We start from the raw sequence: 7434 nt of genomic DNA on the forward strand, positions 1-7434 counted from the left end.
CGGCACCGCAGTATGGGACGCACGAAAAAACAAGGGATCACTGACAGAGGAAGAATCGGTGTTCGAGCGCTGCTACTCGCCCATTCGATGGATACCGATACCCGCCCGATCGGCGACCGCCCACGAGATCCGGGCGAGAAGCGCTATGAACTAAGCCTGGATCCGTGTGTGTCACGAACGTTGAAAGGAGCTTGATGTAGGAAGAGCTTCCAGAAACGGTGCTGCGTAGAGGATAAGGGTGTATGGCCCATCGGAGCCGTCCTCGGGGGGAGGTCTTCAGGGGCGTTCCCCCCGAGATGTGGACACCCATTTTTATGCAGCGGTGGCCAGGGTAGCCGATCGCCGTTCGAACTCGATCGGGCTGATCTGGCCCAGGCTCGAATGCCTCCTTCTGGTGTTGTATCGCGTGATCCAACGGAAGACCGCGGCGCATGCCTCACCCGCACTGTTCCTCCGGCCCTGCAGCGTCTCCCGTTTCAACGTCGCGTTCAGCGACTCGGCGGCCGCGTTGTCCGCCGACGTCCCGACCGCGCCCCGCGATGCCGTCACCCCCAACTCACGACACAGGTCGGCGAACTCGGCCGACGCATACTGGGCCCCGTTGTCGGAGTGGAAAATTGACCCCTCGAGACCGGCAGCGCCGCGGCAGGCCGCGGCCGCCCGCAACGCATCGGCGACCAACTCGGTACGCATGTGATCGGCGATCGACCAGCCCGCCAACCGTCGCGAGCCCAGGTCCATCACCGTCACCAGATACAGAAACTCAGCGTCACCGACAGGGAGGTAGGTGGGGGTACCTCCCTGCACGTAGTGCTTGGGGGAATGTCGCCTACGTATTTGGTGTTCGATGCGCTCGCGGTGAAATCCCGGCGGATCAGGTCCGGCACCGCCGCCGCATCCGGGGCGGGGATAGTGGTGCGGACCGGTTTGCGCAGATGCACCCCGACGATCCCTTGCTCGCGCATCACCCGCTCGACCCGTTGGTGATTGACCTCGATCCCGGCATCGCGCAGTTCAGCGGTCACTCGCGGTGCCCCGTAGGTGCCGTCGGAGTCGGCATGGATGACGCGGATCCGCGCCGCCAGCTCCTCGTCGGCGCGGGCGCGGGCGGCCCGGGCCGGTCCGGAGGCCCGCCACCGATAGAAACCCGAGCGGGAGACCTCGAGGATCTGGCACAGCCACTTCACCGAAAAGGTGTCACAGTGGTCGTCAACGAATTGGAAGTGGCTGCTCACCAAGACGTCTCGCCCGCGAAATATTTCGCGGCCCTCCGCAGGATCTCCCGCTCAGTCTCGAGCTTGAAGGATCTGGGCCTTGAGCTGCCTGTTCTCTTCCTCCAACACGGACTCGGACGATACCGTGCTCGCCGGCGCCGCCGACCGCTTCGCACCACTGGCCCGAAGTTCGGTCGTGGATGTATCGGTGCGTTTGCGTTCGGCCCGCACCCAGTTGCGCAGGGTCTCGCGGCTGACTCCCAGGTCGTTGCCGATGCCCTCGAACGTGTGGCTCGGATCGGACAGATACAACGCGACGGCATCGGCCTTGAACTTCGCCGGGTACGCCTTCATGACCATCAGTGACATCTTCCTCTGGGACCTTCACGACCCAGTGTTCACGATGTCCACACAAGAGGGGGAACCCCCACGAACTGGAACTCGGCCCCGTGCCGCGGTGGGCGACCGGTCCTGCCCGGCGGCGGCGCGGTGCGCCGCACACCCGATCCGAGCGCACTCGGCCCAGCACCTGCACCGGCAGGTCCGCGAGCACGAACGCCAGCCGGGCCAGTTCGTACCCGGCATCAAAGACCACCAGAATGTTCAGGTCACCGTCCTTCCACTGCCCAGCCTCGCACAACCGTGGCACCACCTCACGCACCTGGGCGGCGGCGACCGCGGTGGCGTCGTCCTCGGGCTGCAACCGGACCGCGTCGAGCACCGCCGTCCACGAGGTACGCCCGGTTTCGAGGGCGGCGACGAACGAGTACGGCCACCCGGGATCATCTGCGCCGGGCCCCTGCCGGGGCCGTAGACGTGACAGAACCCGCGCTGCGGGCTGGTCGGGGCGTCCGGGCGCAACCATGGGCTGACGTCGACCGCCAGCACGATCAGTCCGTCGCTGCCGCCGGAAAGCCCCAGCGCGGTAACCGCGTGTCGAAATCGGTCGAATTCGACTCGTCCGCAGTTCATTCCGTCGTAGAGTGCGTCATGGCCGCGGCGATGCTCGGTCAACGACAGACCGACCAGCGTTCGGACCGGCTCGCCCGAGCACAGCATTGCGTCGGTCAACCCGAACACACGTCCCCGCGGGTAGGCAGGTAGCGGTAGAATTCACCCCGCAACCGCGCCAACGCCTTTCGACGCTCCTAGTGCGAGACTTTTTCGCCGGCCCACCCGCCCGCCCGTCCGCCCGGAGGGCACCCGGATTTTCGCGGCCACCGCCTCTATTCTCTCGAATGTTCTGTGGTTGAAACATCGAGAATGATCGGGTGGTGGCCGCCTTCTACCCCCAGGACACGCCGAACAACATCGGATTCGGCTGCTGCACGCCTCGCCGAGGTTGAATCTCGAGCTGCGATGGCGGGGATGGCCGCCGCGGCAATCCAGGGAAGATCCTATGCACGGCTTGCGTCATGGTTTCGGAGACCACGGCTTGAAACAATGTCTGCGTCGAAGGCATGTGGTTGTAGAGGCTGGAGGGGCGGATACCTATCGCCTCCGCAATATCGTTCATTATCGTGCCGTGGTAGCCCCCGTCCGCAAAGCAGGCAACCGCGGCCGAGCGGATATCTGGAGTGATCGGCGGGCTTTCCGAAGCTTCGCGCCTTCCCAATTGACGACCTCTCGTGCGAATTCGCAGCTCGTGAGGGCAGGACAGGTCCACGCCCTTTCGGGTCTGAGCGCAGTGGATCGAGTCTCCGGACATGCCGGGGCGGTTCAGTCTCCATCAGACCCAGTGCGGTTCAGCTGGAGTGTGCGGGTGATGCTCAGGCACGCTCACCCTGGGTGTGCTCGACGATCCAGGCCGCGATCTGGGCTCGTGAGGTGAACCCGAGTTTAGTGAGGATGTGTTCCACGTGGCCCTGCGCGGTGCGTTGGGATATCACGAGCTGGTTGGCGATGGCCTTGTTGGTCATGCCCTGCGAGACCAGTTCGGCGACCTGCCGTTCCCGTTTGGTCAGGCTCGTCGTCGTGGGACCAGCGGGTGGTGCGGGGGCCGGGGTGTCCTCGCCGAGGGCGTAGGCGACGGCAGCGTCGAAACCCTGGGCCGCACCCTCGCGGCGGGCGGCCTCGAAGGCTCGCTCACCGAGTGCCCGGCGGGTCAGCCGCTCGCAGTCCTCGTGGTGGGTGAGCAGGTTGGGGTACAGCACCGGGGAGCTACCGACGGACCGGCCCAGTGCCTCGGCGGCGCCCAGCAGGACGGCGGCGCGCCGTGCGTTGTCCTGGTCGGCGGCGATCCATGCCAGTGCCTCCAGCGCCACGGCGGCGGTGAGCGGTTCGTCCACCAGTCGGGTCAGCCGCAGACACTGTTCCAATAACCGAACCGCTCGGCCGCGATCGCCCTGCTGCCAGACCGCCACCCCCATGGCCCACAGCGAGTACGACCGGAACACCGATTCACCGTGGGCTTCGGTGGTGTCGAGCGCCCGCTGATGGCAGGTAATGGCTCGAGGACCGTCCCCTTGCAATTCGTACGCCAGTCCGAGGGTCATCAGAGTCCACACCCGATCCGACAGGTTGCCGCGGGCGCCGAACGCCTCGACGGCTTCTTCCAGGCGGGTGCAGGCGTGGGGAAGATCGCCGCTGAAGAGGGCCAGGAGCCCGCCGGCGTGGGCGACGCGGGCGTGGACGACGGGATCGGTCATCTGCTCGGCCAGCGCCCGCGCCTCCTCGACTCGCGCGGTTGCGGACGCGATCTCGCCCTGCAGTCCGGCCAGCACGCTGTCGGCGTACAGTGCGTCGACTCGTGCCGTGGCCGGTTGCCCGGGCCGGTGGGCCAGGGCGCGGTCGAGCCAGTGCCGTCCCTCGCTGAGCAGGCCGCGGGAGAGCCAGAACTGGAACAGGGCGGCGGCGATCCGCAGTCCCGCGGTCGTGTCGGCGCCGGGTTCGGACAGGCAGAATTCCATCGCCTCGCGCAGGTTCGGTTGTTCCCGCTCGAGGCGCGCGATCCATTCTCGTTGCCGGGGGCTGATCCACTCGGCCTGCGCCCGTAACACCAACTGCTGGTACCAATCCCGGTGGCGACGACGCAGTACCGAGTGCTCGCCGGACTGCTCGGACTTCTCCCGGCCGTAGTCGCGCAGTGTCTCGAGCATCCGGAACCGCACCACCGGGCCTGCGTCTTCCCGGATCAGGATCGACTTGTCGACCAGCGAGGTCACCACATCGAGCAGGTCGCCTTCGGCCGGATCCGTGGCGCAGACGTCCTCGGCCGCGTCCAGTTCGACACTGCCGGCGAACACCGACAGCCGGGCCCACAGCTGTTGTTCGGCCGGCGTGCACAGGTCGTGGCTCCAGTCGATGGACAGCCGCAGCGTCTGCTGCCGTGTCGGCGCACCGCGGTTGCCGCGGGTGAGTAGCGTGTACCGGTCGGTGAGCCGTTGCAGTATCTGCTCGGGCGACATCGCCCGCAATCGTGCGGCCGCCAACTCGATCGGCAGCGGCAGACCGTCGAGTCGTCGGCAGATCCGGGCGACCGTGACTCGGTTGTCCTCGGTGATCTCGAATCCCGGCACCGCGGCGGCGGCCCGCTGGGTGAACAACGTGATCGCGTCGTACCGGGGCAGTCCGCGCAGGGTCGGCGGGCGGTCCGGGTCGGGGGCCGTCAGCGGGGGCACTCGCAGCACCGCCTCCCCACCGAGGGTGAGGGGTTCGCGGCTGGTGGTCAGGATCCGCAGCTCCGGGCAGCTGCGCAGCAGCGTCTCGGCCAATGCGGCGGCCGCATCTACGACCTGCTCGCAGTTGTCCAGTATGAGCAGCAGGTGCCGGGGGCCGAGGAATTCCGCCACCACGTCGTCGAGGCGGCGCGCGGACCGGTCCCGTATCCCGAGGGCGGCGGCCACCATGTCCACCACCAGCGACCCGTCCTGCAATTCGCCCAGCTCGACCCACCGCACCCCGTCGGCGAACCCCCGCCGCACATCGGCGGCCACCCGCAGCGCCAGACGCGTCTTGCCGACACCACCGATGCCGGTCAACGTCACCAGACGCGAAACCGACAGCAGGTTCTTCGCCTCGGTCAGCTCGTTGCGGCGACCGACGAAACTGGTCAGCTCGAGGGGCAGGCAGCCGACCGAGACCCGGAGCGCGGGCACCGTCGACGGGGTGGCCCGGCCCGCCGTGGTCTGCGCGGGTTGTGGGCGGGTGCGCGCCGGATCCCGGCCGCGCCGTGTGCCGCCCGGTTCGCCGGGCAGGGCCATTTCGTCGACCGGGAGGCCGTGAGCGAGTTGGATCCACCGCAGTGTGTCACCGAACTCGTCGGCGGCGGGGCGCTCTCGTGGGTCGGCAGCCATGGCCCGTTCGATGACCTCGGACACGTCGTCGGGGATGCCGTGGTCGCGTAGGTCCGGGACCGGCTCGGTGGTGATCCGCAGAAACTGGGCGACCAGGTGCTCACCGCTGCGCCGCTCGAACGCGGCATGCCCGGTGACGGCGCAGAACACCGTGGCGCCGAGGCTGTAGATGTCCGAGGCGGGGCTCGGGGGTCCGCCGCTGAGCACCTCGGGGGCGGTGAAGGCCGGCGACCCGGTGACGGTGCCGGTGGCGGTCTCGAATCCGCCGGCAACGTGGGCGATGCCGAAGTCGGTCAGCGCCGGCTCGCCGTAATCGGTGAGCAAGATGTTCGAGGGTTTGACGTCCCGGTGCAGGATGCCGATCCGGTGCGCGGACTCCACCGCTCCCGCCATTTTCACCCCGAGCCGGAGCGCATCCTCCAACGGCAGCGGTCCGTGGCGGCGGATCCGCGCGTCGAGACAGTCCTGCGGATGGTAGGGCATCACGAGGTAGGGGCGGCCGCTGTCGGTGGTCCCGACGTGCAGGGCGCTGACGATGTTCGGGTGTCCGGTGAGCCGGCCCATTGCCCGCTGTTCCCGGAAGAACCGGGCCCGGTTCTCCTCGTCGAGGTCGGCGGTGAGGACCTTGACCGCGACGGTGCGGTCCAGGGTGGGCTGGGTGCAGCGGTAGACGACACCGAAACCGCCGCGTCCGATTTCGTGGGCGTCCTCGAACCCGGCCGCACTCAGCTCCGCCGTGACCGTCGTGGCCACACGCTGCGTCTCGAACGGATCACCTGCGTCCATCGGAGTGTCCTCGCCATGTCTCCTCGGCGGGGGAGAGAACAGGGCCCGGACGGTGCGACTCCCACGGATGCAACATGCAACTCACCTCGGAAAAGACTGTGCCTTCAGGATATCGATTCCTGACGGGTACCACGGACTGCTCGATCGGTGAACACCACCGCTGGGGGCAGACCGTTCGGTCTGTCGTGGCAACCGGTGAACCCGCGGAGCGTTCAGGCCCGCGTGCGGCGTATCGCATGATCCCCCGGGCTCGCGGGCCGCGATGTACGTGGCAGCCCTCGGAACAGGGGTTGGCGAGCATGTGGTGCGTGGAACATGGTTGTCGTGCTCTCTGGGGGCTCACTGGTGACCACGGGATGGGGGTGTGCCGGAGTCGTGCCGGTGGGCGTGGCGCCGGGTCCTCGGCCGGCGACGTGGCTAGGGTCGGGTGGGTGAGCGGCAGCGAGCGGGTGGTGATGTTCGACATCGACGGCGGTCTGGCGGACCTGTCGGCCTTCACGCACCTGCTGTCCGGCGAGTCGGAAGGGGGCCGCCGGCAGGCGTGGCAGCGGTTCTTCGACCATGTCGGGCGGGCGGCGGTCATTGAACCGGGCCGAGATCTGGTGGAGGCAGCGGCCGGTCTGGGTCTGGTGGTGGTGTATTCCACGACCCGGCCCGTCTCCTGCGCGGAGCAGACTCGATCATGGCTCGGGGACAACGGGTTTCCGTCCGGTCGCGCGTTGTTGTGCCGTTCCCGTGGTGATGTCCGGCCGGCGGTCGAGGTCAAGGTCGGTCACTGTCGGGCCGTGGGGTCGTGGTTGTCGGGATTTGTTGACGACGAACCGGACACCGTGGAGGCACTCCGCTCGGGTGGGGTGCGGGCGCACGCGTTCGATGAGTTGTCGGGCCTGCGGGTGGGTGAGCTGAAGGCGGTGCTGGCCGCCGCAGGGGGTCCCGGCGCGTGGACCGGCAACGGGACGAGCCGACGGGAGCGACAACGCGGTACGCCGCACCACCGGCAGGGTCGGGTGGCGCAGGGGTCGCCCTGAGCTGGGACTTCCGTGATCGTGTCGAAACGAGTTCTTGGGCTGGGTCGCGCTGGGGCTTGACCGAGATGTCGTCGGGTGCAGCGCGGCCGCCCAGGGTTCAGCGCTACCGGT

General features: G+C 68.1%; 3 protein-coding genes and 3 pseudogenes. 1 reads left to right on the forward strand and 5 read right to left on the reverse strand.

The features are described 5' to 3' along the window. Positions 1-312 precede the first annotated feature (312 nt). The 5 genes and pseudogenes from MLGJGCBP_RS00740 to MLGJGCBP_RS00760 form a co-directional block, all read right to left on the reverse strand. Positions 313-1574, reverse strand: a pseudogene (locus MLGJGCBP_RS00740) (IS3 family transposase). Positions 1575-1719: 145 nt separating this feature from the next. Continuing rightward, positions 1720-2079 (reverse strand): annotated as a pseudogene (locus MLGJGCBP_RS53090) (transposase); the annotation flags it as partial. Further along, a pseudogene (locus tag MLGJGCBP_RS53095) lies at positions 2076-2273 on the reverse strand (NF041680 family putative transposase); the annotation flags it as partial. The pseudogenes MLGJGCBP_RS53095 and MLGJGCBP_RS53090, both read right to left, overlap by 4 nt. A 226-nt stretch (positions 2274-2499) precedes the next feature. Next, complete coding sequence (locus MLGJGCBP_RS54115; RefSeq protein ID WP_442972071.1) at positions 2500-2922, reverse strand: TetR/AcrR family transcriptional regulator; 423 nt, start codon at positions 2920-2922, stop codon at positions 2500-2502. A gap of 61 nt (positions 2923-2983) precedes the next feature. Further along, on the reverse strand, positions 2984-6295 hold the full coding sequence (locus MLGJGCBP_RS00760) for a protein kinase domain-containing protein (protein ID WP_160093702.1): 3312 nt from the start codon (positions 6293-6295) through the stop codon (positions 2984-2986). Positions 6296-6726: 431 nt separating this feature from the next. Here MLGJGCBP_RS00760 and MLGJGCBP_RS00765 point away from each other — a divergent pair, with 431 nt between their 5' ends. Next, positions 6727-7323: a hypothetical protein gene (locus MLGJGCBP_RS00765; RefSeq protein WP_236580854.1), complete on the forward strand. Its 597-nt coding sequence runs from the start codon at positions 6727-6729 to the stop codon at positions 7321-7323. Positions 7324-7434 lie beyond the last annotated feature (111 nt).

Source organism: Rhodococcus sp. T7 (genome assembly GCF_009872365.1).
In the GTDB taxonomy this organism is placed as follows: Bacteria; Actinomycetota; Actinomycetes; order Mycobacteriales; family Mycobacteriaceae; genus Rhodococcus_F.

Excerpts from the sequence above, each read along its gene's own strand:
- MLGJGCBP_RS54115 (WP_442972071.1), bottom strand. The coding sequence starts at position 2,922 with ATGTCCGGAGACTCGATCCACTGCGCTCAGACCCGAAAGGGCGTGGAC.
- MLGJGCBP_RS00760 (WP_160093702.1), bottom strand. The coding sequence starts at position 6,295 with ATGGACGCAGGTGATCCGTTCGAGACGCAGCGTGTGGCCACGACGGTC.